The sequence below is a fragment of the Rheinheimera faecalis genome (genome assembly GCF_021290965.1).
Classification (GTDB): domain Bacteria; phylum Pseudomonadota; class Gammaproteobacteria; order Enterobacterales; family Alteromonadaceae; genus Pararheinheimera; species Pararheinheimera faecalis.
In genome coordinates, this window is record NZ_JAJOYT010000002.1 from 25,718 (window position 1) to 52,358 (window position 26,641).

General features: G+C 46.7%; 30 protein-coding genes and 1 riboswitch. Of the genes, 16 read left to right on the forward strand and 14 right to left on the reverse strand.

Annotation, left to right across the window (positions count from 1 at the left end; translation table 11 throughout):
- Window positions 1–144 precede the first annotated feature (144 nt).
- The 4 genes from rpmB (at window position 145) to mutM (ending at window position 2,119) form a co-directional block, all read left to right on the forward strand.
- Window positions 145–381: a 50S ribosomal protein L28 gene (gene rpmB, locus LSG34_RS03710; protein ID WP_008899984.1), complete on the forward strand. Its 237-nt coding sequence runs from the start codon at window positions 145–147 to the stop codon at window positions 379–381.
- An 11-nt stretch (window positions 382–392) separates the two neighbouring features.
- Complete coding sequence (rpmG, locus tag LSG34_RS03715) at window positions 393–548, forward strand: 50S ribosomal protein L33 (protein ID WP_008219722.1); 156 nt, start codon at window positions 393–395, stop codon at window positions 546–548.
- Window positions 549–825: 277 nt separating this feature from the next.
- Window positions 826–1,296: a hypothetical protein gene (locus LSG34_RS03720; protein ID WP_233007477.1), complete on the forward strand. Its 471-nt coding sequence runs from the start codon at window positions 826–828 to the stop codon at window positions 1,294–1,296.
- A 7-nt stretch (window positions 1,297–1,303) separates the two neighbouring features.
- On the forward strand, window positions 1,304–2,119 hold the full coding sequence (gene mutM, locus LSG34_RS03725; protein WP_233007479.1) for a bifunctional DNA-formamidopyrimidine glycosylase/DNA-(apurinic or apyrimidinic site) lyase: 816 nt from the start codon (window positions 1,304–1,306) through the stop codon (window positions 2,117–2,119).
- Here mutM and LSG34_RS03730 read toward each other — a convergent pair.
- The 3 genes from LSG34_RS03730 to LSG34_RS03740 form a co-directional block, all read right to left on the reverse strand.
- The gene (locus LSG34_RS03730) at window positions 2,116–3,762 is read right to left on the reverse strand and encodes a BamA/TamA family outer membrane protein (RefSeq protein WP_233007480.1); all 1,647 of its coding nucleotides are present in this window, start codon (window positions 3,760–3,762) and stop codon (window positions 2,116–2,118) included. The two genes, mutM and LSG34_RS03730, sit on opposite strands and share 4 nt — an antisense overlap.
- Before the next feature lie 98 nt (window positions 3,763–3,860).
- The gene (locus LSG34_RS03735) at window positions 3,861–4,718 is read right to left on the reverse strand and encodes a mechanosensitive ion channel family protein (RefSeq protein WP_233007481.1); all 858 of its coding nucleotides are present in this window, start codon (window positions 4,716–4,718) and stop codon (window positions 3,861–3,863) included.
- Window positions 4,715–5,530, reverse strand: coding sequence for a DUF432 domain-containing protein (locus LSG34_RS03740; RefSeq protein WP_233007482.1), 816 nt, complete (start codon window positions 5,528–5,530; stop codon window positions 4,715–4,717). Before LSG34_RS03740 ends, LSG34_RS03735 begins: the two co-directional genes overlap by 4 nt.
- A gap of 284 nt (window positions 5,531–5,814) precedes the next feature.
- Here LSG34_RS03740 and mgtE point away from each other — a divergent pair, with 284 nt between their 5' ends.
- The 5 genes from mgtE to LSG34_RS03765 all read left to right on the forward strand — a co-directional run bounded on the left by mgtE (window position 5,815) and on the right by LSG34_RS03765 (window position 11,210).
- On the forward strand, window positions 5,815–7,164 hold the full coding sequence (mgtE, locus tag LSG34_RS03745; RefSeq protein ID WP_233007483.1) for a magnesium transporter: 1,350 nt from the start codon (window positions 5,815–5,817) through the stop codon (window positions 7,162–7,164).
- A gap of 71 nt (window positions 7,165–7,235) precedes the next feature.
- Window positions 7,236–7,335, forward strand: a riboswitch (TPP riboswitch).
- A 43-nt stretch (window positions 7,336–7,378) separates the two neighbouring features.
- On the forward strand, window positions 7,379–9,469 hold the full coding sequence (locus LSG34_RS03750) for a TonB-dependent receptor (RefSeq protein WP_233007484.1): 2,091 nt from the start codon (window positions 7,379–7,381) through the stop codon (window positions 9,467–9,469).
- 21 nt (window positions 9,470–9,490) lie between these two features.
- Window positions 9,491–9,739 carry a YkoF family thiamine/hydroxymethylpyrimidine-binding protein gene (locus LSG34_RS03755; RefSeq protein ID WP_046520436.1) on the forward strand — a complete coding sequence of 83 codons (249 nt, stop codon included), beginning with the start codon at window positions 9,491–9,493 and terminating at the stop codon, window positions 9,737–9,739.
- On the forward strand, window positions 9,736–10,362 hold the full coding sequence (gene pnuC, locus LSG34_RS03760) for a nicotinamide riboside transporter PnuC (RefSeq protein ID WP_233007485.1): 627 nt from the start codon (window positions 9,736–9,738) through the stop codon (window positions 10,360–10,362). The genes LSG34_RS03755 and pnuC overlap by 4 nt, the downstream gene beginning before the upstream one ends.
- Window positions 10,317–11,210 carry a phosphotransferase gene (locus LSG34_RS03765; RefSeq protein WP_233007486.1) on the forward strand — a complete coding sequence of 298 codons (894 nt, stop codon included), beginning with the start codon at window positions 10,317–10,319 and terminating at the stop codon, window positions 11,208–11,210. Before pnuC ends, LSG34_RS03765 begins: the two co-directional genes overlap by 46 nt.
- Window positions 11,211–11,214: 4 nt before the next feature.
- Here the strand turns inward: LSG34_RS03765 and LSG34_RS03770 are convergent, their stop codons facing one another.
- Window positions 11,215–11,397, reverse strand: coding sequence for a helix-turn-helix domain-containing protein (locus tag LSG34_RS03770; protein WP_233007487.1), 183 nt, complete (start codon window positions 11,395–11,397; stop codon window positions 11,215–11,217).
- Window positions 11,398–11,815: 418 nt separating this feature from the next.
- Here LSG34_RS03770 and nhaB point away from each other — a divergent pair, with 418 nt between their 5' ends.
- The 7 genes from nhaB (at window position 11,816) to LSG34_RS03805 (ending at window position 19,545) form a co-directional block, all read left to right on the forward strand.
- Window positions 11,816–13,405 carry a sodium/proton antiporter NhaB gene (gene nhaB / locus LSG34_RS03775; protein ID WP_233007488.1) on the forward strand — a complete coding sequence of 530 codons (1,590 nt, stop codon included), beginning with the start codon at window positions 11,816–11,818 and terminating at the stop codon, window positions 13,403–13,405.
- Between the two features lie 365 nt (window positions 13,406–13,770).
- On the forward strand, window positions 13,771–16,569 hold the full coding sequence (locus LSG34_RS03780; RefSeq protein ID WP_233007489.1) for a monovalent cation/H+ antiporter subunit A: 2,799 nt from the start codon (window positions 13,771–13,773) through the stop codon (window positions 16,567–16,569).
- Entirely contained in the window at window positions 16,569–16,925 is a 357-nt protein-coding gene (locus LSG34_RS03785) for a Na+/H+ antiporter subunit C (RefSeq protein WP_053425803.1), read from the forward strand. The genes LSG34_RS03780 and LSG34_RS03785 overlap by 1 nt, the downstream gene beginning before the upstream one ends.
- Window positions 16,922–18,412 carry a monovalent cation/H+ antiporter subunit D gene (locus tag LSG34_RS03790; protein ID WP_233007490.1) on the forward strand — a complete coding sequence of 497 codons (1,491 nt, stop codon included), beginning with the start codon at window positions 16,922–16,924 and terminating at the stop codon, window positions 18,410–18,412. The genes LSG34_RS03785 and LSG34_RS03790 overlap by 4 nt, the downstream gene beginning before the upstream one ends.
- Entirely contained in the window at window positions 18,412–18,921 is a 510-nt protein-coding gene (locus LSG34_RS03795) for a Na+/H+ antiporter subunit E (RefSeq protein ID WP_233007491.1), read from the forward strand. The genes LSG34_RS03790 and LSG34_RS03795 overlap by 1 nt, the downstream gene beginning before the upstream one ends.
- The gene (locus LSG34_RS03800) at window positions 18,921–19,190 is read left to right on the forward strand and encodes a K+/H+ antiporter subunit F (protein WP_233007492.1); all 270 of its coding nucleotides are present in this window, start codon (window positions 18,921–18,923) and stop codon (window positions 19,188–19,190) included. Before LSG34_RS03795 ends, LSG34_RS03800 begins: the two co-directional genes overlap by 1 nt.
- 22 nt (window positions 19,191–19,212) lie before the next feature.
- The gene (locus LSG34_RS03805) at window positions 19,213–19,545 is read left to right on the forward strand and encodes a Na+/H+ antiporter subunit G (protein WP_233007493.1); all 333 of its coding nucleotides are present in this window, start codon (window positions 19,213–19,215) and stop codon (window positions 19,543–19,545) included.
- 21 nt (window positions 19,546–19,566) lie between these two features.
- Here LSG34_RS03805 and LSG34_RS03810 read toward each other — a convergent pair whose 3' ends face one another.
- Genes LSG34_RS03810 through LSG34_RS03855 form a run of 10 tightly spaced genes read right to left on the reverse strand, consistent with a single transcriptional unit; the run spans window position 19,567 to window position 26,307 of the window.
- Complete coding sequence (locus LSG34_RS03810) at window positions 19,567–19,845, reverse strand: HPr family phosphocarrier protein (RefSeq protein WP_233007494.1); 279 nt, start codon at window positions 19,843–19,845, stop codon at window positions 19,567–19,569.
- Window positions 19,835–20,692: an RNase adapter RapZ gene (gene rapZ / locus LSG34_RS03815; RefSeq protein ID WP_053425809.1), complete on the reverse strand. Its 858-nt coding sequence runs from the start codon at window positions 20,690–20,692 to the stop codon at window positions 19,835–19,837. Before rapZ ends, LSG34_RS03810 begins: the two co-directional genes overlap by 11 nt.
- Window positions 20,689–21,159 carry a PTS IIA-like nitrogen regulatory protein PtsN gene (ptsN, locus tag LSG34_RS03820; RefSeq protein ID WP_233007495.1) on the reverse strand — a complete coding sequence of 157 codons (471 nt, stop codon included), beginning with the start codon at window positions 21,157–21,159 and terminating at the stop codon, window positions 20,689–20,691. The genes rapZ and ptsN overlap by 4 nt, the downstream gene beginning before the upstream one ends.
- Window positions 21,160–21,169: 10 nt before the next feature.
- On the reverse strand, window positions 21,170–21,457 hold the full coding sequence (gene hpf, locus LSG34_RS03825) for a ribosome hibernation promoting factor (RefSeq protein ID WP_233007496.1): 288 nt from the start codon (window positions 21,455–21,457) through the stop codon (window positions 21,170–21,172).
- Window positions 21,458–21,482: 25 nt separating this feature from the next.
- Window positions 21,483–22,976 (reverse strand): RNA polymerase factor sigma-54, encoded by a 1,494-nt coding sequence (locus LSG34_RS03830; RefSeq protein ID WP_264345274.1) that lies wholly within the window; start codon window positions 22,974–22,976, stop codon window positions 21,483–21,485.
- Window positions 22,977–23,024: 48 nt separating this feature from the next.
- On the reverse strand, window positions 23,025–23,747 hold the full coding sequence (lptB, locus tag LSG34_RS03835) for an LPS export ABC transporter ATP-binding protein (RefSeq protein WP_233007498.1): 723 nt from the start codon (window positions 23,745–23,747) through the stop codon (window positions 23,025–23,027).
- Window positions 23,747–24,241, reverse strand: a complete 495-nt coding sequence (lptA, locus tag LSG34_RS03840; RefSeq protein WP_233007499.1) for a lipopolysaccharide transport periplasmic protein LptA — start codon at window positions 24,239–24,241, stop codon at window positions 23,747–23,749. Before lptA ends, lptB begins: the two co-directional genes overlap by 1 nt.
- Window positions 24,231–24,785 carry an LPS export ABC transporter periplasmic protein LptC gene (gene lptC / locus LSG34_RS03845; RefSeq protein ID WP_233007500.1) on the reverse strand — a complete coding sequence of 185 codons (555 nt, stop codon included), beginning with the start codon at window positions 24,783–24,785 and terminating at the stop codon, window positions 24,231–24,233. The genes lptA and lptC overlap by 11 nt, the downstream gene beginning before the upstream one ends.
- Window positions 24,782–25,339 (reverse strand): 3-deoxy-manno-octulosonate-8-phosphatase KdsC, encoded by a 558-nt coding sequence (gene kdsC, locus LSG34_RS03850; RefSeq protein ID WP_233007501.1) that lies wholly within the window; start codon window positions 25,337–25,339, stop codon window positions 24,782–24,784. Before kdsC ends, lptC begins: the two co-directional genes overlap by 4 nt.
- Window positions 25,339–26,307: a KpsF/GutQ family sugar-phosphate isomerase gene (locus tag LSG34_RS03855; protein WP_233007502.1), complete on the reverse strand. Its 969-nt coding sequence runs from the start codon at window positions 26,305–26,307 to the stop codon at window positions 25,339–25,341. Before LSG34_RS03855 ends, kdsC begins: the two co-directional genes overlap by 1 nt.
- Window positions 26,308–26,641: the final 334 nt, after the last annotated feature.

Below are 26,641 nucleotides of genomic sequence, written 5' to 3' on the forward strand. Positions count from 1 at the left end.
AACGATCGCCTGAACCGTACAGATTTGCTTGAATTTGATCAGGCTTTCGTGTATAAATTGCGCCCTTTCAGAAATCCGGGGCATTCTTCTTGGCCAGAAGGATGAACGAAGCTCGAGCTGAAGTAATTTTGGAGAAACATTGACATGTCTAGAGTGTGCCAAATCACTGGTAAGGGTCCGATGGTAGGTAACCGTCGTTCACACGCCAACAACGCAACTAAGCGCCGTTTCCTGCCTAACCTGCAAACTCACCGTTTCTGGGTTGAAAGCGAAAACCGTTTTGTGACTTTACGTATCTCCACTCGTGGTATGCGTATTATCGACAAAAATGGCATCGATACTGTTTTAGCCGATCTGCGTGCTAAAGGTCAGAAGGTTTAAGGAATTAAATTATGCGCGATAAAATTCGTTTAGTTTCTTCTGCTGGTACTGGCTTCTTCTATACAACTACGAAGAACAAACGCACCATGCCGGAAAAAATGGAAATCAAAAAGTTCGATCCTAAAGTGCGTAAGCACGTGATTTTCAAAGAAGCGAAAATCAAGTAATTGAACTTAAAAAACCCGACGCAAGTCGGGTTTTTGTTTTTTACGTCTGTATAAAACGTTTCGAGAACTATTAAGTAAAATTGTTCACAAAATAGCAGGACAGCTATTTTGCACAGCGTAAGCTGCCGAAGGCGAACATCATGGACGATGTGAGTGAAAATCGTTCCTTACGATTTTGTTATATCTACAGTAAATTCTTTCCTGTTACGTTTTTCTGGTTGTTCCGCCTGTCTCTGGTTTACACTGCTGTTTTTCTTCTGCCTCGGTTTTTATCTTTATGATCCGTTTAAGTCAAAAAGGCTGGAATAACGTTATGATTTACACAGTGGTGATTTTAGTCGCCCTGTTTATTGGTTTGCCTGAATACTTAAAACAAGCGCGTAACGAGCCTCAGCCACAACTTATTTCTGCAAGCCAGACTTTATTAGCTTTGCATTTTCCACAGCATCAGATTGAGCGGGCAGGGCCAAATTGGCGTTCACAACCTGCTTTACTGACTGAAGAGCAATTAACGGTTTTACTGCAGCATTGGCAACAAGCGACTTTGCCAGAACAATCTCCATTGAATCCAATCAATCCAGTGCTTGTGACCGAAGTGTCAGTCTGGCTGACTGGCAAACCTGCGCAGCAGCAATGGCAGTTGTATCAGGCGGGTGAGTATTATTGGTTAAAAGCTGTAGACACGGATCTGTGGTATCGCTTGCCACCAGATCATGCCGAGTTGTTATTTCCAGCCGTTTTACGTTGAGGGTGTTATGCCAGAATTACCAGAAGTAGAAGTCTCCCGTTTAGGCATTAGCCCCCATTTACAGCAGCAACGTATTGAAAAAGTGGTGGTGCGGCAACGCCAGCTGCGCTGGTTGATTCCGGATGAAGTGCTGCAGATTAGCCAGCAGCCTGTGCTTGATGTAACAAGAAGGGCGAAATACCTGCTGATCCATTTGCCAGATGGCGAATTGATTATCCACCTGGGCATGTCAGGTCATCTGAAAGTGGTGCCTGCAGTGACGCCAGCGGGGAAACATGACCATGTGGATATTTATTTGAGTAATGGTTTAGTGCTGCGCTTAAACGATACCAGACGTTTTGGTGCTGTGCTGTGGCAGCCAAAAGACACAATGCATACCCTGATGGCGAACTTAGGGCCTGAGCCTTTGCTGGGGGATTTCCATGCCGCTATGTTGCTGACCGCTTGTCAAAAACGCAGTAGCGCCATCAAACTGGTGTTGATGGATAATCATGTGGTGGTTGGTGTGGGTAATATCTATGCCAATGAAGCTTTGTTTCAGGCTGGTATTCATCCAAAAATGCCAGCGAATCAACTCAGCGCGGAAAAAGCTGAACTGCTGGTGCAGGTGGTGAAACAAATTTTGGCCAAAGCCATCACTCAGGGCGGTACTACTTTAAAAGACTTCAGCCAAACCGATGGCAAGCCGGGCTATTTTGCCCAGCAACTCCTGGTTTATGGTCGTGGCGGTGAGGAATGTTTCAGCTGTCAGACTGAATTAAAAGAGATACGTTTAGGTCAGCGCAGCACCGTCTATTGTCCGGCTTGTCAGGGCGAAGACTAGAAACTCTGTTTGGCCAGTACACGCCATTCCACGCCAGATAAATCGTCATCGCCGCCATAAGCTTTGGTCAGGTCGATATGGATCATGGTGCCGCGGCTGCTGTGGCTCGACAGCAAACGTATGCCGGCACCTATGCCATATAAGGTTTGATCGCCTGAACTGCCAGGTAAATCCGGGTTGTCACCCCAGGTGCGGCCCATATCAGCAAAAGTGGCGTAGCCTACATCAAAAATCTGCGCTATGGATAAGTTGCTGTAATAGCGGTATTCCATGGTGGCCAGCGCCAGGCGTTCACCTGTTTGATAATACAAAGGGAAAGCTCTTAAACCTGTGTCGCCGCCTAAACTCAAACGCTCATCACGAAATAAATCATTGCCATATTGGTAAGTCAGCTGACCGACCAGACTATGCTGCGGGTCAAACTTATGGATCCACAACATATGGCTTTTTATTAAGGTTTGGCTGAGGTCAGCCTGTTCCAGCTGACTGGCTGAGGCTGAGGTCAGCAAATAGTTATCTGCTGTTAATTCTGTGGCTTTATAGGCTGACGCTGTGACTTGCCAGCCTTGGTCGTCAGCGCCGAGCATAGGCGCCAGATAAGCCAGTTTTACATCAGCCTGCCAGCCTAAGTTGATGTCTTCTACCCGGTTAAACTGGTAGATATTAAACATCTGCCGGTAATCAGACTGCAAGTACTGCCAGGCCAGCCAAAACTGTGACAAATCCCGTTTTACCGGAGTACCAAACAAGGTGTCCGGTGTTTCTTCAAACTGTACTTCGTTGTGGGTAGCGCCAACAAAAACACGTTGTACCCAGTTATCAGCAGCAGATACTTTCAAACCACCCTGAATATCAAAGAACCTTTTTTGTTTCTGGAATTCGTTGGCTTCGTCGCCCAGCAGGTATTCGTTAATATCCTGACTGTCCTGATCCAGAGTCAGGGCAAAAGACCAGGGCGCATTCAGGCGATAAAAAGGTTTTTCTACCGCAATTAAATAGGATTCACCATCGGATTTGTCAGCGTAGCGGGTATTTAAACCCCAGTGGCTGCCAAACATATTAGGAGAGCTGAAATTCAGTAAGTAGCTGGTGCGTTCGCTGTCGTGTTCATAATCGAGGTTGATTTGGTTACCCGATCCGAACAGGTTGTCTTCGGCCAAACCAAAAGTGGAACGGCTTTCTCCGCCTTCCCGGCTGGCTGATATTTTGGGTAAAAGCGACCAGTTATCCCAGCTGGTAATGGTCACTATCACTTGTTGATCCGGGCATTGTTGAGTCACCCGTACTTCGACTTTACGCAAATAACCCCGTGTTCTTAGCAAACGTTCGGTTTCTGCCAGACTGGCAGCGTCAAGCGCATCACCGGTTTTAAATAACACATCTTCCTGCAAGGTCGCTTCAGTGGTGATGATATGAGTACGGTTGGCTAAGCGGTGGAACCAGTAGGTATTAGGTTGCTCTAAATCAAATACATCGTTGCGGACAAAACGCACTTCTTTAATAGTTTGTCCCTGATAGGCACTAAAATCAGCTTTATTTTCCACCGAAGAACACAACTCTGAGGCCTGAGTTGTGTTACTTAGACTAAGCAATAATACTGCTACAGCTGCTGTTAGCGGCTTCAGTAAACTAAGGCTATACATCTTCGGCATTCTCAACACTACAACATCCATTCTTGTTGATTGAGTTTTATCATGACACAATTTTCTGCAGAAGGCAGGAAAAAGGCTCAGATCATCTTTCAGGCCTTGTCCGCTACCCCCTGGATTTTTTGCTGTTGCTCATTCCGTAATAAAGTCAGGGTACTTTGGCTCAGGCTTAGCTCCCGCTGTGGAAATGGTAGATCAATGCCTTGTTGGTCAAAGGCCAGCTTAATTTCTTCCAGTAACGAGGTGCGCAATTCTCTGTAGTTTTCTTTCCTGGTCCAGACAGAAAATTGCAAATCCAGCGACGACTCGGCAAAACTTAAAAACTGAAATACAGGAACTGGTTCATCCAGACTTAGTGGATTTTGTTCAGCCACCTGCAGCAATACTTGCCGAACCTGACTGATATTTTCTTTGTAGGCCACGCCAATTTTCAGATCCAGCCGACGGATAGGAAAGCGGGTTAAGTTGGTCACTTCGGTTTTAATCAGGCTTTCGTTGGGAATACGGACAAAAAGGTTATCAAAAGTGCGCAATTTAATGGAAAGCAGGTCGATGGACAGAATTTCACCTGTAGTATTTCCCACCTGAATAGTATCGCCAATCTGAAAAGGCCGTTCGCCAATTAAAAATAAGCCACTGATCAGGTTCGACACTGAGGTTTGAGACGCAAAGCCGATAGCAACAGACAACACCCCGGCAGCGCCGAGTAATACACCTAAGTTAAAACCTAACTGCTTTAAACCGCTGGCAATAAACAAGGCCAATACCAGCCAGTACACCAGGCGACGACTTAAGCTGGCGTGATGCGGGCTAAAACGTTTTAAGCATACTTTGTAGATAGCACGCGATAACAAACTGGCAGCTAAAAAGCCAACAATAAACAACAGGCCTGCCTGCAGCAAAGAGAAAAACTTGTCGGAATCTAAATAGTTAATGATCAGGTCAATCATAAAGAACCTCTGCTTGCGGCATGAGCAAATAAATCACTAAAAGCACGGAATAAGCCATGTTTTTCCATAACCAAGCGGGGTTTGGCTAAACGCTCTGCGCCGTCTGAACCTGCGGGCATTTTTTTACTGATTTGTAATCGACTCAGCTCGGCGTCGTCATGATGATCCAATAGCACTTGATCTGTCCACAAGCTGCCGTCGGCAAGACCATACAAGGACAGATAAGGCACAGGTAAGCTGAGTTTTTCGATACTCATCATCTGGCTGGAGTTGTTTTTCACTGTGACAGGGGTAACAGCTTTGTGCACCCGTCTTGGCAGTTCTTCTTTGCTGTGTCTGGCCTGAGTTTTATCGGCATAACAGAGTTCGCCTACCTGGGTATTGGGACCAAACCAGGTGTCGGATAAGCGCTGACTTTGTACTTCCTGCAACAATAAAGCGGGTTGCTGTAATTCAATACGAATACTGACCGGACTACTGATATAAAAGGTGACTTGTTCGCCAGGCGGCACATAAACGGGCTGATGAGTTTTAACCACCACAGGCCGATCGGCCAACACAGGTTTCAGACAAAACTGCAGTGGTTCGTTTTCAAATACAAAACGGTTTGCCAATTGATGTTGTGGCCATTGAGCCAGCAGCTGTGATTCCACATGCTGGTGTTCTGCCTGCGTCAGCAGCTCTGTTGCGAGTCGCCATTCGCCCGCCTTACGTTGTAAAAAAATCTGTAAAGGCCCCAGCTGAATTTTACAGCTTTGTTCATTCAGCAGCGTTTGAGGTTGCCACCATAAAGCCTGATTTTCAGCAAACATGTTGTGTCCTTTTGACGTTCGGGTATAGCCTGAACTAAATCACGCACTTATAACCGTTATTAAGTTGAGGTTAAGTGGTTACAGGAGTAAAATGATGCTCGTTTTTCGCTGTATCAGCAATAAGTTAAGCCGATATTCCTTCCCATTTGCATAGGAGAGTTCCGTTTTTATGGACGTACCCAGTCACAGGCCTGGCCTGACATACAACTTAACCCTGTAGTTTTGCTGTAGACCGCTGGTTTGTCTGAACCTTGCGACTACGGCCCGTAGTTCGAGGTGAAAACATGGAACCCTTAGTTCTGATCCATACATTACGTGCTGCTCTGGAGAGCGGTGATTTCTCTGTATTGCATATTCGTTTGGCTGATACTCACGCAGCCGACTTAGCCGGTGCTTTGGCTGAATTTTCCACGGAACATCAGTGGCAACTATTGAGTTGTTTTCCGTTAAGCACACAAGCTGAAGTATTTAGCTATTTACCTGAATATCAGCAGGTTGAACTAGCGCATAACGTCAGTCGTCAGGATTTTACTCCTGTGATTCGTCAGATGTCGTCTGACGAACGAGCCGATTTATTTAATAAGTTGTCTGATGCACAAAAACAAGCTTTGTTACCCGCTTTAGCTCAGGCTGAGCGTGATGATGTATTAAGCTTGTCGGCTTATTCAGAAGGCACGGCTGGCGCCATTATGAGTTCGGATTACGCTATGTTGTCGCCGGACTTAACCGCCACTCAAGCCATTGAAGTGTTGAGAAACGAAGCGCCGGATAAAGAAACCATTTACCTGTCTTATGTGGTGGATCAAGACCGTATTTTGATTGGCGCTTTGTCGTTACGTGAGCTGATTCTGGCGCCAGCTTATGCGCTGGTCGATGACGTGATGAAACACGATCCTATTCACGTTCATGTTGATACAGCACAGGAAGAAGTTGCGTCACTGGTGGCTAAGTACGACTTAATTGCTATTCCTGTGGTCAATGCGCAAGGGCAGTTAGTTGGTATTGTCACCCACGATGACGCGATGGACGTAGCAGCGGCCGAAGCCACTGAGGATTTTCACAAAACAGCCACTATCGGCAAGCTGGAAGGCAGTGTCAGAGATGCCAAAATCAGCCTGTTATATCGCAAACGAGTGGTGTGGCTGGTGGTGCTGGTGTTTGGCAATATTTTCTCAGGCGCTGGTTTAGCTGCTTTTGAGCAAATTATTTCTGATCATATAGCCTTGCTGTTTTTCCTGCCGTTATTGATTGCAAGCAGCGGTAATGCCGGTGCTCAGTCTGGTACTTTGATGGTGCGGGCTTTAGCCACTGGCGATATTAAATTACGCCACTGGGGCAAGATGCTGGGTAAAGAAGTGCTGGTGGCCGGTTTATTGGGGATCACTATGGCTGTTGCTGTGTATGCGCTGGGCTATTGGCGTGGCGGGCTGGATATAGCGCTGGTGGTCGCTGCCACTATGATGATAGTGGTATTGGTTGGCAGTTTAGTGGGTTTGTCTTTACCCTTTTTACTCAGCCGTTTTGGTATGGACCCGGCAACCGCCAGCGGACCTCTGATCACCTCTATCGCCGACGTGGCTGGTGTAGTGATTTATTTCTCTATTGCCAGCTGGTATTTACCTGCTTTGGTTTAATTCGTAAGCCAGATCTGCATAAAGGTGTAGATCTGGCAATTGCCTGTCTGAAAAAAAGCCGTTACACTCCGCCGCGAACCAAGGGGTGCTTTTAGCTGAGACGCCGTCAAACGCGAACCCTTCGAACCTGATCCGGATCATACCGGCGGAGGGATGGTACTTCTGTATTCCTTTTGCTTTGGTGATCCTACTTTTCGATGTGGAGTAGAATCATATGTCTCGAGTTTCTTATTTATCCCTGGCCATTCTGGCCGCTTTATCCACAACTGTGAGTGCTGAAGAAAACCCTGCGTCCGAACAGGCTGTAGAGCGTATTCTGGTGCAAGGCGATTTTAGGCAGCAGCAGTTACAAAAGCTGCCTGGTAGTATTCTGGTATTGAGTCAGCAGGATATCAGTCGTCAGAACGCCCAGCATTTAGATGATTTGTTGCAACAAGCAGCCAACGTAAACTTTTCAGCTGGTGCGTCCCGTGGCCGTTTTTTACAAATTCGCGGCATAGGCGAGCGCAGTGAGTTTGTCGACAGCATCAATCCTTCGGTGGGTGTGCTGATTGATGGCATTGATTATTCAGCTTTAGGTGTCAGCTCTTTGGCTGATGTGCAGCAAGTAGAGATATTCCGCGGCCCTGAAGCCACACGCTTTGGTGCCAATGCCATGGCCGGTATGTTGAATTTAACTTCTAATGCTCCGAGCTTTGAAGGTGAAGGCCAGTTAAGTTCTACATTGGCTAACTACGATAGCTACCAGCTAAGCGGCGCTTACAGCAATGCGATCAACCAGCAGTGGGCTTATCGTGTGGCTGCTGATCATCAAAGCTCAGATGGCTTTATCGACAACAGCTTTCTCAATCGTGACGATACCAACAATATTGACGAAACCTCAGCCCGCGCTGCGCTGCGTTATCTGGCGACCACCGATCTGACGCTGGATTTTATTGGCCATTACCGTGATATCAATAATGGCTACGATGTGTTTTCTTTAGATCGCAACCGCACCACCTTATCGGATAAACCAGGGCAAGATGAGCAACAAAGCCGAGCTTTAGCTATCAAAGCGGATTACCAGGGGTTAAGTTGGGCTAATGTCTATACGCAACTCAGCGGCCTGACCGCAGATACCGACTATGGCTTTGACGAAGACTGGAGTTATGAAGGTATTCACCCTGATGGCTATGCCACAACAGACAGGTATTTACGGCAGCGTGATCAGTGGAGTCTGGAACAGCGTTTTTTAGGCAAAGAGCAGGCGAATTGGGTTGCCGGCTGGTATGCCAGTGGTCAGCAAACTGATTTAGAACGCCAATTCTGGAACTGGGATCTATGGCAGGCTGCGCAGTTTTTCAGTGATTTTAAACGCCAGAACCTGGCGTTATTTGGTGAGTGGACCAGCGATTTAGGGGATGGCTGGAGTTTAACCTCTGGCGCCCGTGCTGAACGTTATGACGACGAATACAGCGACAGCAATGGCATAGCTCAGCAAAACGACGAGCTGATGTGGGGCGGCAAACTGAGTTTAAGTTTAGCGCTTACCGATTCAACAAGCCTTTATTTGTTGGGGTCAAGGGGTTACAAAGCGGGTGGCGTTAATGGTGAAGCTCTGGGTAAAGCGCAGGGCAGTGGTCTGGATGAACTGGCAGATTATTTAAACAGCAAAGCCAATTTTTCACCTGAAACTTTATGGAATGCCGAGTTTGGTGTCAAAGGCAGTTCCGCTGATCAGAAGATCGTCAGTCGGGTGGCTTTATTTGCCATGTGGCGTGATGAGATGCAGGTCAATAGTTGGGTCACCCGTGACCAGTCCTTTATTGGTTTTATTGATAACGCAGCATCTGGCCGTAATCATGGGCTGGAAGTGGAAAGCCGGATTCAACTGACGGACAGCTGGACTTTGTTTGCCAATGCAGCCTGGCTTGACAGTGAAATCCGTGGTTTTGTCACGGAAGAGGGCGTAGATAAGACTGGCCGCGATCAGGCTCATGCGCCAAAGTATCAATACAGTGTCAACAGTGAGTGGTTACTGACCTCTGACTTGAGTTTTAATCTGGGCGTGCAGAGTAAAGCCGCGTTTTATTACTCCGACAGCCACGATTCCCGCTCAGAGCAAATGCATTTAGTGAATTTACGCCTGCAGTACCAGTGGGATGACGTGCAACTGGCGCTCTGGAGTCGTAATGCGCTGGATGAAGACTACGGCGTGCGGGGCTTTTACTTTGGTAACGACCCGCGTGATGGCTACGAGCCTCATACCTATGAACAATTGGGTGAACCACGCCGTATAGGTGTGACAGCCAGCTACCAGTTTTAATCACAGTTTAAGGAATTTTTGATGAAATTATCTATTGAAATCAGTAAGTACCCACTCACCAGTGATTACATAGAACCTATCAAAGGTTTTATTGAACTGTTAAATACTAACCCTAATGTGCTGGTGATCACCAATACGCTGAGTACGCAAGTCTTTGGCGATTACGACGAAGTGATGGCGTTGTTGCAGCAAGGCATTCGCTGGTCTTTTGAAACTTATGGCAAAGTCGTGTTTGTGGTGAAGTTTCTGCACGGTGATTTACGGCCATGACGGAATCCTGGTGGCAGCTGTTTAGCGGCTGGCAAACTTTGACTCAGCTGGAACTGGCGGCGACTTTGTCAGCGCTGGCTTATGTGCTGCTGGCGATGCGGCAAAGTTTATGGTGCTGGCCAGCAGCTTTGCTCAGCACCCTGTTATACACCCATATAATGTGGCATTCGGCACTGTTATCCGATGCGTTGCTGCAGCTGTATTATGCCGGTATGGCGTTGTATGGCTGGTACAGCTGGCGTCAGCAGAAACAGCAATTACCAGCAGGGCAATCGGGTATGACCGAATGGTCAGCCAGTACTCATCTGAACTTAATTGGCGGCACAGCTATAGCTGGATTGATATTGGGTTATCTGATGAGCCAGTACACTCACGCTGATTTTGCTTACATAGATGCACAAACCACAGCTTTTAGTGTGATGACCACTTATCTGGTGGCGCGCAAAGTGGTGTCTAACTGGTTGTACTGGGTGGTGATCGATGCCGTCTGTATTTATGTTTATATACAAAAACATCTGTATTTTACGACGGCACTTTTTGTACTCTATACCATCATTGCCTTGATCGGATTTTTTGTATGGCGCAGCAGCTATCAGCAACAACAGCAGACTCATCCCGCGTGATCTGGCATTTATGCCAACAGCTGGAGTTTTTTGCTGATCACAAGGCTGTGCTGCTCAAGCAACTTACCCAAGGCAAAAGAACCAGCTCCTATCAGGTGCAAACCGACAGGGGACATTATGTGTTACGGCATTATGGTCCTTCTGTATTGGGTGTATGCAGGCAACAGGAGTTACGTTGCCAGCATGCAGCAGCCGCCGCTGGACTGGCGCCGGCGCCTTTGTGTCTGAACAATCATCAGCGGATGCTGATCACTGAGTTTTTGCCTGATGCTCAAGCTCCTTCAGGTGTTTATATCCGGCAGAACCTGTCCGTCTTAGCGCAAAAGCTGGCGACTTTACATCAGTTGCCTGTGCAAACTGCTGTGCTCGATCCCTGGCTTTACTTACAACAACTGAAAAAACAGCTGGAGCCGCACTGGACAGCTGATGCAGAAAAAATCTGGGGGCCTTTGATCACTGCTGCCCGTGATCTGCAGTATTTTCAGGCCGACGTTGGCCTATGCCATATGGATTTGCATGCGCAGAATATGTTGCTGTGGCAGCAAAAGTTATGGTTGATTGATTTTGAGTACTGCCAGTTGGCGGATGTGGTCTTTGATTTAGTGGCATTGATAGTACAGTTTGATTTATCTGACACTGAGCAACAGCAACTACTGGATAGTTACAGAGCCTCCAGGGGCGCATCCTGCAGTGTGCAGTTATTGGAAAAAGTCGCTTTGGCTAAAGTGGTGTATTCGGGTTTTTGCTGGTTATGGTACTGGCAGGAAGAATTAGAAAATCAGGATCCCAGATACAAACAAGCCGCAGCAGACTGTTACCAGCTTTTACTGCGGCTTATTCAGAACTAAAAGGTTACAGACCGCCTAATCGCTCGGCCAGAATCTTGTAGCGTTTTACATCTTCCTCATCAAACACAGGTTTGCCTTGTTCATCTTTGCCATTGGCAACCAACAGGTTTTCGCGGGCCAGACGCTCGACGCGGATTTCCTGAATACCTAAAAAGGCGGCGACTTGTGCAACGTTGAGTATTGCCATAATGAATTCCTGCAGTAATTACTTCAATTAAGTTAAGCTGATATTTTTGTTTTTGTGAATAAAGTTCAAACAAGCACAGATGTTTTACTCACTTTTTTGCAGAGTGACAACTCAGTACACTGCGAATTTTGTGTTTTTTTGTTTTTTTCTTTGCTTTATGTTGGTTACATCCTGTTTTCATCAGCAAAAGTTGGTTTTTAGCAAAATAAAGTGACGACTCTGGTGCTGGTCTTTTATTTATTCCTTTAGTCTCATTGCCACCGTAATCTGTCTGGACAAAAACGGGTGCTCTAGGTATAACAAACTGAACTACCTGATAATTTCTGTGCTAATTGTCATCACCTTTACACAGAATTGAACTATGGTAAATAACAAAACATAAATCCAACATGCAACAATTCGAATTTGGGTAAACACTATGAAACCATCAGGCATGGCTTTGGCCTTGTACAATAACTTTCTCGGGCAGGCGCCAAACTGGTACAAACTAAGTATCATCGCTTTTCTTTTTATTAACCCCATTCTGTTTTTGCAAAACCCCTATATAGCGGGTTGGGCTTTAGTGGTTGAATTTATTTTCACTCTGGCAATGGCGCTGAAATGTTATCCATTGCAGCCTGGTGGCTTATTGGTGTTGCAGGCCATAGTGATGGGCATGACCAGTACCACTAAGGTGATGCATGAAATTGAAGTGAATATCGAAGTAATTTTGCTGCTGGTCTTTATGGTGGCAGGTATTCACTTTGTTAAAGACCTGCTGTTGTTTGTCTTTACCAAGCTGTTGATCCGGGTGCGTTCAAAAACCAATTTGTCGTTGGCCTTTGTCTGCATGGCCGCGTTTTTATCTGCCTTTTTAGATGCGTTAACAGTAGTTGCTGTGATTATTGCCGTAGGTATAGGCTTTTATGCGATTTACCACAAAATATCCTCAGGCAAAAAGTTCCCTGACCCACATAACCACAATGAAGATACTGACGTTGCTGAACTGTCCCGCGCTGACTTAGATGCATTTCGTGGTTTTTTACGTAACTTGTTGATGCATGCTGGTGTAGGTACTGCCTTAGGTGGCGTATCCACTATGGTCGGCGAGCCGCAAAACCTGATTATTGCTGAAGCTGTAGGTTGGGGGTTCGGCGAGTTTGCTTTACGTATGGCTGCAATCAGTGTTCCAGTGCTTATCGCGGGTTTACTGACAACTATAGTGCTGGAAAAATTCCGTTTATTTGATTTTGGTGTGCGTTTGCCAGTCGCTGTACAGGACGTATTGATTGCTTATGACAACTACCAGACTGAACGTATGACGGCCTCTGATATCAGTAAATTATGGGTGCAAAGCATTATCGCCATTTTACTGATTATCTGTTTAAGCCTGCATTTGGCCTCTGTTGGTTTAATAGGCTTAATGGTGATTATTCTGGCCACTACTTTCTGTGGTGTGACAGATGAGCATGCTATTGGCAAAGCCTTTCAGGAGGCTTTACCTTTTACCTCTTTATTGGTGGTGTTTTTTGCTGTGGTCGCCGTCATTATCGACCAGCATTTATTTAAACCTGTGATTGATTTTGTGCTGACCTTTGATGGCCAGGAACAAATGGCAGTGCTGTTTTTGGCCAATGGTTTGTTATCCATGGTCAGTGACAACGTCTTTGTTGGCACTGTCTACATCAATGAAGTCAAAGCCGCATGGCAGGCTGGTACTATCAGTCGTGAACAGTTTGAAATGCTGGCAATAGCCATTAATGCGGGAACCAATCTACCAAGTGTAGCCACACCTAATGGTCAGGCTGCGTTTTTGTTCCTGCTGACCAGCGCTCTGGCTCCACTCATTCGTTTGTCCTATATGAAAATGGTATGGATGGCTGTGCCTTACACTATAGTGCTGGCCATAGTAGGTTTATTGTGCACCACCTTCTTGCTGCCTGAAGTGACCCATTGGATGTATGCAGCGGGTTGGATCCATCATTATGATGCCGCAGCGGCTGCCGCAGCAGCAGCGACAGGACATTAAGTTGTTATGGATCAGAGGGGTATTCCTCTGATCCTTTGTTTTTCCCACTTCAGCTTGTCATCCACCAGAACGTCTGGACAGCCCGTAGTCAGACAGGTATAAAGTACAGCATGTATACCCTTCTTACTTGAAGCTGCAGCTTTGTTGACTGCGTGCTCTCGCCCCAGTCACATAGGACTACTATGCTCCTGGGGTCTCGCACACTTGTCGCCTCCCTGCAACTCCAATTACTTTGGGTATAGAATTTTAAGGGTATTTCACCCTCTGTCTGGCGCAAAAAAGTTGATTGCTTGCCACACTGCTTAGGTCGTTTTCTTTGTTGATGAAAATGAACGCCATTAAGCCTGCAAAGAGGACGCAATTACATGATTGAACTTCTATTTTTAGTTTTGTTCCCCTTAATAGGCTCCTTAGTGCCAGTGCTGACAGCTCGCTGGTCTCGTAGCTATAGCACCTTAGCCACAGCAGTATTACCTGCTGCTGCATTAGCCCTTGTGTTGCATCTGGCCCCAGCAGTATTTTCCGGTGAAACCTTATTTTATAAATTGCCATGGGTCGAAGCTTTGGGCTTGTCCTTAAGTTTCCGTTTGGATGGTTTATCGCTGCTGTTTGTATTTTTGATCCTGGGTATTGGTTTACTGGTGATTTTATACGCCCGTTATTATCTGGCCGCTAAAGATTCGATGGCGCGTTTTTACGGCTTTTTAATGCTGTTTATGACGGCCATGCTTGGCATAGTGTTGTCGAATAACTTAATACAGCTCTGGGTATTTTGGGAGCTAACCAGCATCAGTTCCTTCTTACTCATTAGTTTTTGGTGGCACAGAGCCGATGCGCGGGTTGGCGCCCGTATGGCATTAACCATCACTGGCTTTGGTGGTTTGGCTTTGTTGGCCGGTATTTTATTGATTGGTCAGGTGTTGGGTAGTTTTGAGCTGGATGTTGTATTGTCTCAAGCGGATCTGTTGCAGCAGCATAGCTTATATCCGGTGATTTTAATTCTGGTGTTGTTGGGGGCTTTTACTAAATCTGCCCAGTTTCCGTTTCATTTCTGGTTGCCTAATGCGATGTCGGCTCCAACCCCAGTCAGTGCTTATCTGCATTCGGCTACTATGGTCAAAGCCGGTATTTTTTTGCTGGCGCGGATGTATCCGTTATTAGCCGGCTCAGATTTATGGTTCTTACTGGTCACCATTACCGGTATGACAACTCTGTTGGTGGGCGCTTATCTGGCTTTGTTCCAGCACGATTTAAAAGGCTTACTGGCCTATTCGACCATTAGTCATTTAGGTTTGATTACCCTGCTGTTGGGGTTAGATACAGATCTGGCCACAGTGGCGGCTATTTTCCATATCATTAATCACGCTATTTTTAAGGCCTCGTTGTTTATGGCCGCCGGTATTATCGACCATGAATCCGGTTCGCGGGATATGCGTAAACTGAACGGTCTCTGGCAGTTTATGCCCGTCACAGCGACTCTGGCGATGGTGGCTTCTGCATCTATGGCTGGAGTGCCTTTACTCAATGGTTTCTTATCCAAAGAAATGTTCTTTGCGGAAACTTTGCACCAGGACGTATTAGGCGCTTTGTCCTGGCTGATCCCTGTATTGGCCACGCTAGCTGCCACTTTATCTGTGGCGTATTCCGCCCGTTTTATTCATGACGTATTTTTTAATGGTCAACCAAAGGGCTTACCCCACACTCCACACGAACCCCCTCGTTATATGAGGGTGCCGGTCGAAATTTTAGTAGCACTTTGTATTTTGGTGGGTTTAGCTCCGCAGTACGTAGTGGGAGATTTACTGGCTGTTGCGTCCAGTGCTGCGTTAGGCGGACCTTTGCCTGAATACAGTTTGTCGATTTGGCATGGGGTGAACTTGCCGCTGATGATGAGTGTGATGGCGATGACTTTAGGTATTTTGTTGTACTTGAACCGCAAACACTTGTTTCGTTTCCAGGCCGAGTTGCCAGAGCTGAACCCTTTGCTGTTGTTTGAGCAAAAAATAAAAGCATTACTGAATTCTGCGCAAAAATGGCATCAGAAGTTTGAGTCTTCTGAGTTGCAACGCTATTTGTTGTGGATGTTCTTGATTGTTATAGTTCTGCTGATTTGGCCGCTACAGCAAATGGGCCAGTTTACGCAGCATAACGCTATGTTACCTGTAGATGGACTGATGTTAACTGCTGTGCTGGTCGCTATCATCGCCGCTTTTGCAACCGTATTGTGTCAACGTCAGCGTTTATTGGCCTTGGTGATGATTTCTATCGTCGGTCTGGTTGTGACGCTAATTTTTGTGCGTTTTTCAGCACCGGATCTGGCGTTAACTCAATTGTCTGTTGAAGTGGTGACCATAGTGTTGCTGATGTTGGCGCTGTTTTTCCTGCCGCATAAAATCAGCAGAGCATCCAATGCTGGACGGCTGATCCGTGATGGAGCCATCGCCTCTGTCTGCGGTGTGGTGATTGGCAGTTTAAGTTATGCCATGATGCTGGAACCGCAGCAGCGGATCTCCGACTTTTTCCTCGCTAATGCCAAAACGGGCGGCGGTGGCTACAACGTGGTTAATGTCATTCTGGTCGATTTCCGCGGTTTTGATACCTTGGGCGAAATTACCGTATTGGGTATTGCCGCTTTAGGGATCTTCAAGTTATTAACCCGTTTACCTTTGTTTAAACCCAGTTCAGACGCAGAAGGACGGCAATGGGCGCTTGATAAACATCCTATGCTGCTGGCTGTAGTGTCACAGGCCTTATTGCCTTTAGCGCTGCTGGTATCGGTGTATATTTTTTTCCGCGGTCATAACTTACCTGGTGGCGGATTTGTGGCGGGTTTAATCACGGCGATCGCTATTATTTTGCAGTATGTGGCTCAAGGCGTGGATTGGGTAAAACAGCGGCTTACTCTGGAATACCACAGGCTGGTTGCGGTAGGTGTGATGATTTCCGCCCTGACAGGCGTCGCCAGTTGGCTGTTTGAACGACCTTTTTTAACCTCATGGTTTGATTACTTCCAGTTACCGCTTTTAGGCGAAATTGAGCTGGCCAGCGCTATTGCTTTTGATTTAGGGGTTTATCTGACCGTAGTGGGGTCTACACTGATGATTTTGGCCAATCTGGGCAAAATGACCACGGACCACAGACCTGTGCATGAGGGGCAAAACTAATGGAATTACTGGTTGCAATCATCATAGGGGTTTTAACCTGTAGTGCTGTGTTTTTGATTTTACGGGCCAGAACCTTTGCCGTGATGCTGGGGCTGACGATGTTGTCTTACGCCGTTAACTTATTCATTTTTGCCAGTGGTGGCTTAAAGATGGGCGCTGGCGCTGTGCTTAAAGCGACGGAGGACTATGCGGACCCTTTACCACAGGCTTTAGTTTTAACAGCCATAGTCATTGGTTTTGCGATGACAGCTTTTTTGGTGGTGCTGTCTATCAGAGCCCGGGCTGATTTAGGCAATGATCATGTCGACGGCAAGTTACCCGTGGCGAAAAATACCCGACAAGGGGCTTCATCATGAACCATCTGATCATTCTGCCCATTCTCTGGCCTTTACTGGTGGCTTTACTGACGATGCTGCCGCCTTTTGATCAGAACCTGTTATTACGCCGCTTTTTAAGTGTCGGAGGCTCTGCGGTATTGGTGTTGTTGAGTGTGCTGCTGGTGATGCAAAGCACAAACGGCCCGGCCCAACTCTATCAGCTGGGCAACTGGCCTGCGCCTTTTGGCATCAGCTTATTGCTGGATCAGCTCAGCAGTTTAATGTTGTGTCTGACCTCTGTTTTGGCTTTAGCTGCCAGTTTATATGCCAGCAGCGGTGAAGATGAAAACGGTCCTTTTTTCCACGCTTTATTGCATTTCCAGTTGATGGGTATCAACGGTGCTTTTTTAACAGCCGACTTATTTAACCTTTTTGTATTTTTTGAAGTGCTGTTGATTGCCTCTTACTCTTTGCTGATCCATGGCGGTGGTAAAGCAAAAACCAAAGCCGCAGTGCATTATGTAGTGTTAAATCTGGTGGGCTCTGCTTTGTTTTTATTTGCACTGGCGCTGATTTATGGTGCGTCAGGCACCTTGAATATGCTGGACTTAGGCACCAAAGTGGCGACCTTATCCGACACTCAACTGCAGCTATTGCAGGCGGCAGTCGCATTGCTGTTGGTGGTATTTGGTTTAAAAGCTGCGGTGATGCCTTTGCATTTTTGGTTAGGCAATGCCTATTCTTCCGCTTCGCCTGCAGTGGCTGCCTTGTTTGCCATCATGACCAAAGTGGGCATTTATAGTTTATTACGTGTTTTTGCTATGGTACTGCAGGATGCAGGTTTTGTTGCCAGCTGGGTTTTCCCTGTGTTGTGGTGGACAGGCTTACTGACCATAGTGATGGGTGTGTTAGGTGTGTTAGCCAGTGAAGACTTGCGCAAAATGGCCAGCTACCTGGTGATCGTATCAGTAGGGGCCTTGATCGCTATTTTATCTTTAGGCACACCAGAGTCCGTGCAGGCCCTGTTGTATTATCTGGTGCATTCGACACTGGCAACAGCTGCTTTATTTTTACTCGCTGATTTGATTGCTAACCAGCGTGGCAAATCTGGCGATCGGCTGGTAAATGGCCGAAAAATTGCTCAGCCAGTGTTACTTGGTACGGCTTTTATTGTCGTGGCGCTGAGTATAGTGGGAATGCCACCATTTTCTGGTTTTATCGGCAAGCTATTACTGTTGCAGGCCGTGCCTCAAGGTAGTGCCATGTTGTGGTACTGGTCCTTTTTATTAGGCAGCAGTGTGGTGTTACTGATTGCTGTGAGTAGAGCGGGTAGCATTCTGTTCTGGCAGGTGTCAGGCTCTGATGTCGAAGCCCGTCTGGCTGGAGGTCGCCGTAGTACAGCCTTACTGCTTTTGGTGCTGGCCAGCCCTTTGTTAAGCCTGTTTGCCGGACCATTAACGGCCTGGTGTCAGGCTGCTGCCGTGCAGTTACAGCAAATTGCTAACCTAAGTCCGGGAGCCTTCTGATGCTGTCTTTGAAGAACTGGTGGCCAACCCCTGTCCGTAGCCTGTTTTTGTTTCTGGTCTGGTTGTTACTGAACAACAGCGTGGCTCTGATCCATCTGTTTTTTGGACTGCTGTTGGCCTGGTTGATCCCGTTGCTTATCCATAAATTCCGCCTGATCCAGCCTGGTATTAAAAAACCGGGTCTGGCTTTTACTTATGGCCTTATGGTGCTGTGGGACATTGTTATCGCTAACCTGCAGGTGATCCGGTTGGTGCTTGGCCCGAACAAAAGGCTAAGGCCTGCTTTTGTCATGGTGCCACTGGATTTAACAGATAACCTGGCCATTACCATTCTTGCAAGCACAGTATCTTTAACACCAGGCACAGTCAGTGCTGATGTGTTGCCACTGAATGCAGAAGGTGCAGAGCAGCGTTTTTTGCTATTGCATGTGCTGGATTTAGCGGATGAAGCGCAACTGATTGAGCAGGTGAAACTACGTTATGAAGCACCATTAAAGGAGATATTTTAATGCTGACTTTAATACTTCAAGGTTGTTTTGTAGTGGTGGGTGTGGCGCTGGTGCTGAATTTATATGCCGCTATTCGCGGGCCTTCAGTGGTGGATCGTTTGTTGGCACTGGACACTATGTATATCAATAGCATCGCGCTACTGCTGCTGTACGGGATTTATCTGGGCACCAGTTTAAATTTCGAAGTCGCTTTGCTGATCGCTATGTTAGGTTTTGTCAGCACTGTGGCCGTGTGTAAGTTTTTGCTGCGCGGCGATATCATTGAATAAGTCAGCGAATAAGGAGTAACAGATGAGCATGATTGAATGGCTGGTGGCACTCTTGGCTGTGGCGGGTTCGTTATTTGTTTTAATGGGCTCGGTGGCGCTAGTGAAGCTACCGGACTTCTACACCCGTTTGCATGGCCCGACCAAAGCCACAACTTTAGGCCTGGGGGCTTTGGTGTTGTCTTCCATGGTTTATTTTAACTTCGTCAAAGGCGAGCTGAGTTTGCAGCAACTGCTTATCGCGTTGTTTTTATTTATCACAGCACCTATTACAGCCCATATGTTGATTAAAGCGGCTTTGCATTTAAAGCTGGATAGTGCCAGGCAAACATCAGGACAACAAAAAGCAGATCTTTAGTGAGATCTGCAGCAGGGCCTATTAGTTTTCTTCGTCGAAACCGTTTTCAATCAAAGCCACCACTGCGTTCAGCGCTTCTTGCGCCTGAGTGCCTTCGGTACAAACTTCCAGTGTTTTACCTTTGCTACTTGCCAGCATCAATAATGCAAGCACACTGCTGGCGTCGGCTGTCTGTCCTTCCTGCTGCAATTCAATTTTGGCATCAAACTGGCGGCATAACTGCACCAGTTTAGTGGCAGCCCTGGCGTGTAAACCCAGTTGATTGACTATGGTTACGGTCTGCTGAAGTTTATCGGCCATGATGTCTTACCAATTCGCGGTGACGGATTTGTACATCTTCGCGCTGTAAACGGTAACTTTCAGCCAAAGATTCAGCAATATAAACAGAACGGTGTTGTCCGCCGGTACAGCCTATGGCGATCGTCAGATAACTGCGGTTATTGCGTTCTAAATGCGGTAACCAGGTGCCGATAAACTGATTAATTTGCCAGATATACTGAGCCACTACCGCCTGTGACGACAGGTAGTTTTGTACAGGTTTATCCAGTCCCGTCAGGATTTTCAGTTCGGGTTCCCAATGTGGATTCGGCAAAAAGCGCGCATCAAATACATAGTCGGCATCTTTGGGAATACCGTATTTAAAACCAAACGATTCGAACAAGATCACCAGACGACCGGTTTTCTGCCCCAGGATACGCTCCCGCAGCTGTTCAGCTAGCTGATGTACGTTCAGCTCTGTGGTATCCAGGTATAAATCTGCACGGCTAGAGATAGGGTCCAGCAGCTGCTGCTCGCGTTGTATGGCTTCATCCAGCGACATGGCCTGGTGTGATAACGGATGCAGGCGACGGGTTTCGCTAAAACGTTTAATCAGGCTGGTATGGTCGGCGTCGAGGTAAAGAATGGTCAGGTCAACTTTGTGCGGCAGGTACGACAGAATATCGGTCAGCTCATCAGGGTCTTGTGGCAAGTTGCGCACGTCGATACTGACAGCAACCCGTTCATACTGACCCATGACCGCGTTAGCTAAAGTCGGCAACAAATTAACCGGGATGTTATCTACACAATAATAACCAAGGTCTTCCATGACGCGCAGGGCAACAGATTTGCCCGAACCCGATCGACCACTGACGACCAGTAACTTCATTTTGCTATCACCTGTTCAGCTCCCACCATCAGCAATTGATACAAATCATGGTTGGTAGCGCTGTGACGGATTTTTTTGGTGAAGTCTTTCTGACTGAGCATCCGGGCTATGCCGGACAAGGTGGATAAATGCGTCTGACATTGATTTTCCGGGATCAGGATGGCACAAAAAATATCCACGGCCTGGTTATCAATAGCATCAAACTGTATTGGATCCTTGCTGACCACAAACACCAGTAAAGGGGTAGTGACGTTTTTTAATTTGCCATGCGGAATAGCAATACCACCGCCAATACCTGTGGAACCGAGTTTCTCACGGCTCATCAGGGCTTCGAGTATGTTGTACTCAGGAACTTCCGGTAAACGCTGATGTGCCAGTTCAGCTATGTATTCCAGAATGCGTTTTTTACTATTAAAAAGGACCGCACTCTTGGTGCAGTCCTCCGATAACATTGAGCTCAGGTTCATAGTTTCAGAATCAATGACGAGAAATTTTCTCTTTATGTTTAATAACTTGGCGATCCAGTTTATCGATAAGCTGGTCTATCGCAGCGTACATATTTTCGTCTTCCGATACAGCGAATACTTCACCTCCGTTGAGGTGTATCTTAGCCTCTGCAATCTGCTTCAATTTTTCCACGTTCAGCACTACATGTACATTATTAATATGATCAAAATGACGTTCAAGTTTGGAAAATTTGCTATCTACATACTCTTTCAGTGCTTCAGTGATTTCTACATGACGACCAGTTAAGTTGATTTGCATAGACTCTTCCTTCTTAGTAGAGCTGTTAAAGCAAGCTCTTGCGCTGATTAGACGGCGGAATAAACAAGGCTTCACGATACTTGGCAATGGTACGCCGTGCGACATTAATCCCTTGTTCTGACAGTATTTCTGCCATCCTGCTATCACTTAAAGGTTTGGCAGGATTTTCCGCCGCCACCAATTTTTTAATAAAGGCGCGGATTGCGGTAGATGAACACTCACCGCCACTCTCTGTACTTACATGACTGGAGAAAAAGAACTTAAGTTCAAATATTCCTCTGGGAGTGTGCATATATTTTTGTGTAGTAACACGGGAAATTGTTGATTCATGCATTCCCACCATCTCAGCAACATCGTTTAACACCATGGGCTTCATGGCTTCTTCGCCGTGCTCAAAAAAGGCCTGTTGCTGCTGTACTATGCAGTTGGCTACTTTGAGTAAAGTTTCGTTGCGGCTTTCCAGGCTCTTTAAAAACCACTTAGCTTCCTGCAGGTGGGAGCGGATAAACTGACCATCGGATGCGTTACGGGCGTTACGTGACATGGCGGCATATTGCTCGTTAATTCTGATCTTTGGCATCGCATCAGGATTTAACTCGACCATCCAGCGTCCTTTAATTTTCGCTACCGACACATCAGGGATCACGTACGACTGCTCTTGTCGAATCACATCTGCCCCTGGCCGTGGGTTCAGGCTGTGAATAAGCCGCATCACTTCTTTTAAGTCGTCTTCTTTGAGTTTAGTCACACGCATCAGAGAACGGAAATCTCTGTTGGCTAAAAAGTCAGTATATTCTTTAATAATATGCCGTGTTTCAGCCAGATAGGGGGTTTTAGGGTCAAATTGGCGTAACTGCACCAATAAGCACTCCTGAATAGTGCGTGCACCGACACCTACAGGGTCGAATAACTGAATACGTTTGATCACAGCTTCAACTTCATCGGCTTCCACATCGGGCATGCCAAGAGATTCCAGAATTTCTTCTGCGTCTATCGTCAGTAAACCGTTTTCGTCTATGGCTTCAATGATAATTTCGGCGATGGTGCGGTCTGTGTCTGAAAAAGGGGTCAGCTGCATTTGCCAACGTAAATAGTCTTGCAATGTTTCGCTGGTTTCGCCCTGAAATACCGTGTCTTCATCGCCATTGAAGTTATTGGCACCAGCGACCGGAGCAGCGCTGACTAAATCGTCCCAGTGGTTGTCCAGCGGTAAGTCTTCTTTGATATTTTGCTCGGACATTGCTTCGCTGCTGTCCTTTACCTCGGGCTCGTAATGCTCATCATGGCTGCTGTCGTAGTCGGGGGCATCAAACTCGGCACCGTGATTTAAGTCTTTAGAGGAAGGTTCCTGAAACACAGCATAGTCATCTTCAGCTTCAAGCAATGGATTAGCATCCAGCGCTTCCTGAATTTCCTGTTGCAGTTCAATAGTAGACAATTGCAGCAGTTTAATGGCTTGCTGCAATTGAGGAGTCATTGTGAGCTGCTGACCAAGACGAAGTTGCAGAGACGGTTTCATGTACTTCTTATTTTCTCCAAACAACCCTATTCGGATGTTGTTTTTAAACTATAACCTGAATTGCTCACCAAGGTAGACATCACGGACTTGTTGGTTTGCTAAAACCTCAGCCGGGGTACCTGCAGCAATCAGTTCTCCATGACTTACAATATAGGCAATTTCACAGACATCAAGGGTTTCGCGCACATTGTGGTCGGTGATAAGCACCCCTATGCCTCTTTGGCACAGATGCTGAATAATTTTTTTAATATCTAACACTGAAATAGGATCAACACCAGCAAAAGGTTCATCCAACAGGATAAATGCCGGATCTGCGGCCAATGCTCTGGCTATTTCCACCCGGCGACGTTCACCACCGGATAAACTCATACCAAGGCTATTACGGATATGACCTATATGAAATTCTTCCAGCAGCGCATCGGCTTTCTCTTCACGCTGCTCTTCCGTTAAATCTTTGCGATGTTGCAAAATGGCCAGCAGGTTGTCGTATACCGTCAGTTTACGGAATATCGAGCTTTCCTGCGGCAGATAGCCAATGCCTGCGCGGGCACGGGCATGGATAGGATCAAAGGTGATCTCTTTGTCATCCAAAGTGATTTTGCCTTTATCGGACGGCACTAAGCCAACAATCATATAAAAGGTCGTAGTTTTACCTGCGCCATTCGGGCCCAGCAAACCTACAATCTGACCAGCATTCACTTCCAGACTAACGTCTTTGACCACCTGACGGCCTTTATAACTTTTGGCCAGATGGGACGCGACTAACTTCATTATTCTTTTCCTTCCTGGCTGAATACAGTGGTGACCCGTTCGGTTTTTTTACCGTCAGACTCCGCTTCCAGCTCTTGTTTCTCAAGGTTGTATTTAATCACTGCACCTTGCACCATGCTGCCATTTTGGCTGAGTTCAGCGCTGCCAGTCAGCACCAGCGTGCCATTGGCTACGTCATAGCGGATTTCATTGGCACTGGCTTTAATTGGCTTATCACCGTCCAGCATTTGCGAATAGGTGGCAGGTTGACCTGAGGCGATAAAGACTTCTTTGCCTTTACCTGCGCTGGCAATGACTTCTAGCTTGTCGGCTTCAATCAATAAGCTACCTTGTTCAACTTTGACGTTATCAACAAAGGTCATGACTTTGTCTTTAATCGAACCAAACTGACGGTCAGAACCAACCTGAATTTCTTTTTTGAAGTCATCAGGACCAGCCAGACAAAATCCGCTGAATGTGATGAGAACGCTGAGTAAAATAATGTTACTTTTCATTGTAATAAACCGTTTTAGTGTGCTTTTTCAGCTCTATATTTTGTGCGTTCAAATCGGCCAGCATGCCTTGGCCTGTGATCTGAAAACCTAATCCAAAAATCCGCACCTGTTCGTTCGATTGCAGCGTATTACTGTTAAACAGCAGCTCAACTGCATTGGTTTCTATTCGGGTAAAGAGTGGGTCTGTCGACATATTGCGCAGCTCCACTCTGTGTTCAAGAATGAGTTTATCATCAGGATAAAGCACTGCCTGTTCGCTTGTCACTTGCCATAATGGCACTTTTTCCTGATAAATGGTGTAGATAGGGAAATCAAACTGCAAAAAACCAAAACGTTCGAAGTGTTCCATACGCTGAGCACGGATTAAATCCGACAAATGGCCTTCTTTATCGTAAATCATTCGGGTCAGGTCCTGCGCCACATAGTCAGGTTGATTATCCTGATTGGACGGGGTTCCACTTTGCTCTTGATCCAGCAGTTGCCAGCTATAAAAGCCAGCTGCCGCCGCGACAATAAGCAATAACCAGAGAAATTGACGGATCATGTGCTGCTTCCTGAAAATTCAGCAAATTTGCCCTGACTGGTCAACAGCAAATCACAGAGTTCACGCACTGCACCAAAACCACCTGGTAATTTACAACGGTAATCTGCATGCAATGCAAGGTAAGGGTGAGCGTCCTGCACCGCAACACTTAAACCACAATGCTGCATTACGGCCCAATCCGCCAAATCATCGCCAATAAAGGCAATTTGTGACGCTTCGAGTGCCAGTTTTTGTTGGAGTTCAGCAAAAGCTGCGAGTTTATTTTCCTGACCCTGATAAATGTAAGGCACAGTTAAGGAGGCCATACGTTGCTGTACTATCTCTGACCGACGACCTGTGATCACTGCCACTTCAACACCAGCGTGACGTAAGGCTTTAATGCCGTAACCATCGCGGGTGTGAAAAGCTTTGAGCTCTTCACCCTGATTCCCCAGATAAATACGGCCGTCGGAAAACACACCATCGACATCACAAATCAACAAGCGAATGTGCCGGGCTTTCTGTTCCAGCTCCGGGCTGATGGCCTGATACATTTGTGTAAATAAAGACGACATCAGAGCACTCCGGCTTTTAATAAGTCATGCATATTCAGAGCACCGACAGGCTCCTGTTGCTCGTTGACCACTATTAAACCATTAATTTTGCGTTGTTCCATGATTTGTAAGGCTTCTGCCGCCAGCATAGCAGGTTTAGCAGTAATACAGTTTCTGGTCATCAGGCTGGCAATGCTGGCTTTATGTAAATCAACTTGTTGATCCAGTACACGGCGCAAATCACCATCGGTAAATAAGCCTGCCAATTTGCCGGAGTCATCCACAATAGCTGTCATGCCGAGACCCTTGCGGGATATTTCCAGCAGCGCTTCTTTCAGACTGACCTGCTGGTGTACCACAGGCAAGGCATCGCCAAAATGCATCACATCTTCCAGCCTTAACAATAAACGACGGCCCAGACTGCCACCCGGATGAGATAAAGCAAAATCATCAGCAGAAAAACCACGAACATCCAAAAGAGCAACGGCAAGCGCATCACCCATAGCTAAAGTGGCTGTGGTACTGGCGGTTGGTGCTAACCCTAAAGGGCAGGCTTCCTGTTCAACGCGAACACAAACATGCACATCGGATAAGCTGGCTAAAGTCGATTCAGGACGGCCTGTCATTGCGATCATTTTGATACCACGGCGTTTCAGCACTGGCACGATCGTCAGAACTTCTGCAGTTTCACCTGAGTTGGAGATAGCCAAGACTATATCGTCCTGGGTGATCATACCCAAATCGCCGTGGCTGGCTTCGGCCGGGTGAACAAAAAAAGAAGGAGTGCCGGTGGAGGCTAAGGTGGCCGCAATTTTATGAGCTATATGGCCGGATTTACCCATACCAATCACAATGACCCGACCTGTACAGTCAAACATCATCTGGCAAGCCAAATTAAAACTCTCGTCTATGTAGGCGGCAAGTTGGGTTACTGCGGCTGCTTCAATCTGCAGTACCTGCAGAGCCTGAGGGCGAAAGTCCAGAGTCATGCAAAAATCCCCATCAATTAGTCGGTGCCAGCTTTTTTTGGATCCCAGGTTCTGTGGAAAGGATCCAGTAAGAAAATCTGTTAGATCATTTAGATAGCTGAAACATTAAGCTGCGATTCATTTTCAGCGCGGCACACTTTGCGGCCATACACAGAGGCTGATATTTTCGTGCTTATTAGGCTCAAATGCAAAAGATTACGTAAAACAATCGAATTATTCTGTTTTTGCAATCAGTTGTTACTATTTTTTATAAGGTTGTCGGGGCGAAAAACCTATACAATGACAGACCTTTACTGGATCGCGTGGCTTGAAGTCGCAGTTGTGCATAGGTATA

Bases quoted from the DNA above. Each gene is read 5' to 3' on its own strand.
- rpmB (WP_008899984.1), top strand. From the start codon at position 145: ATGTCTAGAGTGTGCCAAATCACTGGTAAGGGTCCGATGGTAGGTAAC.
- rpmG (WP_008219722.1), top strand. From the start codon at position 393: ATGCGCGATAAAATTCGTTTAGTTTCTTCTGCTGGTACTGGCTTCTTC.
- LSG34_RS03720 (WP_233007477.1), top strand. From the start codon at position 826: ATGATCCGTTTAAGTCAAAAAGGCTGGAATAACGTTATGATTTACACA.
- mutM (WP_233007479.1), top strand. From the start codon at position 1,304: ATGCCAGAATTACCAGAAGTAGAAGTCTCCCGTTTAGGCATTAGCCCC.
- LSG34_RS03730 (WP_233007480.1), bottom strand. From the start codon at position 3,762: ATGTATAGCCTTAGTTTACTGAAGCCGCTAACAGCAGCTGTAGCAGTA.
- LSG34_RS03735 (WP_233007481.1), bottom strand. From the start codon at position 4,718: ATGATTGACCTGATCATTAACTATTTAGATTCCGACAAGTTTTTCTCT.
- LSG34_RS03740 (WP_233007482.1), bottom strand. From the start codon at position 5,530: ATGTTTGCTGAAAATCAGGCTTTATGGTGGCAACCTCAAACGCTGCTG.
- mgtE (WP_233007483.1), top strand. From the start codon at position 5,815: ATGGAACCCTTAGTTCTGATCCATACATTACGTGCTGCTCTGGAGAGC.
- LSG34_RS03750 (WP_233007484.1), top strand. From the start codon at position 7,379: ATGTCTCGAGTTTCTTATTTATCCCTGGCCATTCTGGCCGCTTTATCC.
- LSG34_RS03755 (WP_046520436.1), top strand. From the start codon at position 9,491: ATGAAATTATCTATTGAAATCAGTAAGTACCCACTCACCAGTGATTAC.
- pnuC (WP_233007485.1), top strand. From the start codon at position 9,736: ATGACGGAATCCTGGTGGCAGCTGTTTAGCGGCTGGCAAACTTTGACT.
- LSG34_RS03765 (WP_233007486.1), top strand. From the start codon at position 10,317: ATGGCGCAGCAGCTATCAGCAACAACAGCAGACTCATCCCGCGTGATC.
- LSG34_RS03770 (WP_233007487.1), bottom strand. From the start codon at position 11,397: ATGGCAATACTCAACGTTGCACAAGTCGCCGCCTTTTTAGGTATTCAG.
- nhaB (WP_233007488.1), top strand. From the start codon at position 11,816: ATGAAACCATCAGGCATGGCTTTGGCCTTGTACAATAACTTTCTCGGG.
- LSG34_RS03780 (WP_233007489.1), top strand. From the start codon at position 13,771: ATGATTGAACTTCTATTTTTAGTTTTGTTCCCCTTAATAGGCTCCTTA.
- LSG34_RS03785 (WP_053425803.1), top strand. From the start codon at position 16,569: ATGGAATTACTGGTTGCAATCATCATAGGGGTTTTAACCTGTAGTGCT.
- LSG34_RS03790 (WP_233007490.1), top strand. From the start codon at position 16,922: ATGAACCATCTGATCATTCTGCCCATTCTCTGGCCTTTACTGGTGGCT.
- LSG34_RS03795 (WP_233007491.1), top strand. From the start codon at position 18,412: ATGCTGTCTTTGAAGAACTGGTGGCCAACCCCTGTCCGTAGCCTGTTT.
- LSG34_RS03800 (WP_233007492.1), top strand. From the start codon at position 18,921: ATGCTGACTTTAATACTTCAAGGTTGTTTTGTAGTGGTGGGTGTGGCG.
- LSG34_RS03805 (WP_233007493.1), top strand. From the start codon at position 19,213: ATGAGCATGATTGAATGGCTGGTGGCACTCTTGGCTGTGGCGGGTTCG.
- LSG34_RS03810 (WP_233007494.1), bottom strand. From the start codon at position 19,845: ATGGCCGATAAACTTCAGCAGACCGTAACCATAGTCAATCAACTGGGT.
- rapZ (WP_053425809.1), bottom strand. From the start codon at position 20,692: ATGAAGTTACTGGTCGTCAGTGGTCGATCGGGTTCGGGCAAATCTGTT.
- ptsN (WP_233007495.1), bottom strand. From the start codon at position 21,159: ATGAACCTGAGCTCAATGTTATCGGAGGACTGCACCAAGAGTGCGGTC.
- hpf (WP_233007496.1), bottom strand. From the start codon at position 21,457: ATGCAAATCAACTTAACTGGTCGTCATGTAGAAATCACTGAAGCACTG.
- LSG34_RS03830 (WP_264345274.1), bottom strand. From the start codon at position 22,976: ATGAAACCGTCTCTGCAACTTCGTCTTGGTCAGCAGCTCACAATGACT.
- lptB (WP_233007498.1), bottom strand. From the start codon at position 23,747: ATGAAGTTAGTCGCGTCCCATCTGGCCAAAAGTTATAAAGGCCGTCAG.
- lptA (WP_233007499.1), bottom strand. From the start codon at position 24,241: ATGAAAAGTAACATTATTTTACTCAGCGTTCTCATCACATTCAGCGGA.
- lptC (WP_233007500.1), bottom strand. From the start codon at position 24,785: ATGATCCGTCAATTTCTCTGGTTATTGCTTATTGTCGCGGCGGCAGCT.
- kdsC (WP_233007501.1), bottom strand. From the start codon at position 25,339: ATGTCGTCTTTATTTACACAAATGTATCAGGCCATCAGCCCGGAGCTG.
- LSG34_RS03855 (WP_233007502.1), bottom strand. From the start codon at position 26,307: ATGACTCTGGACTTTCGCCCTCAGGCTCTGCAGGTACTGCAGATTGAA.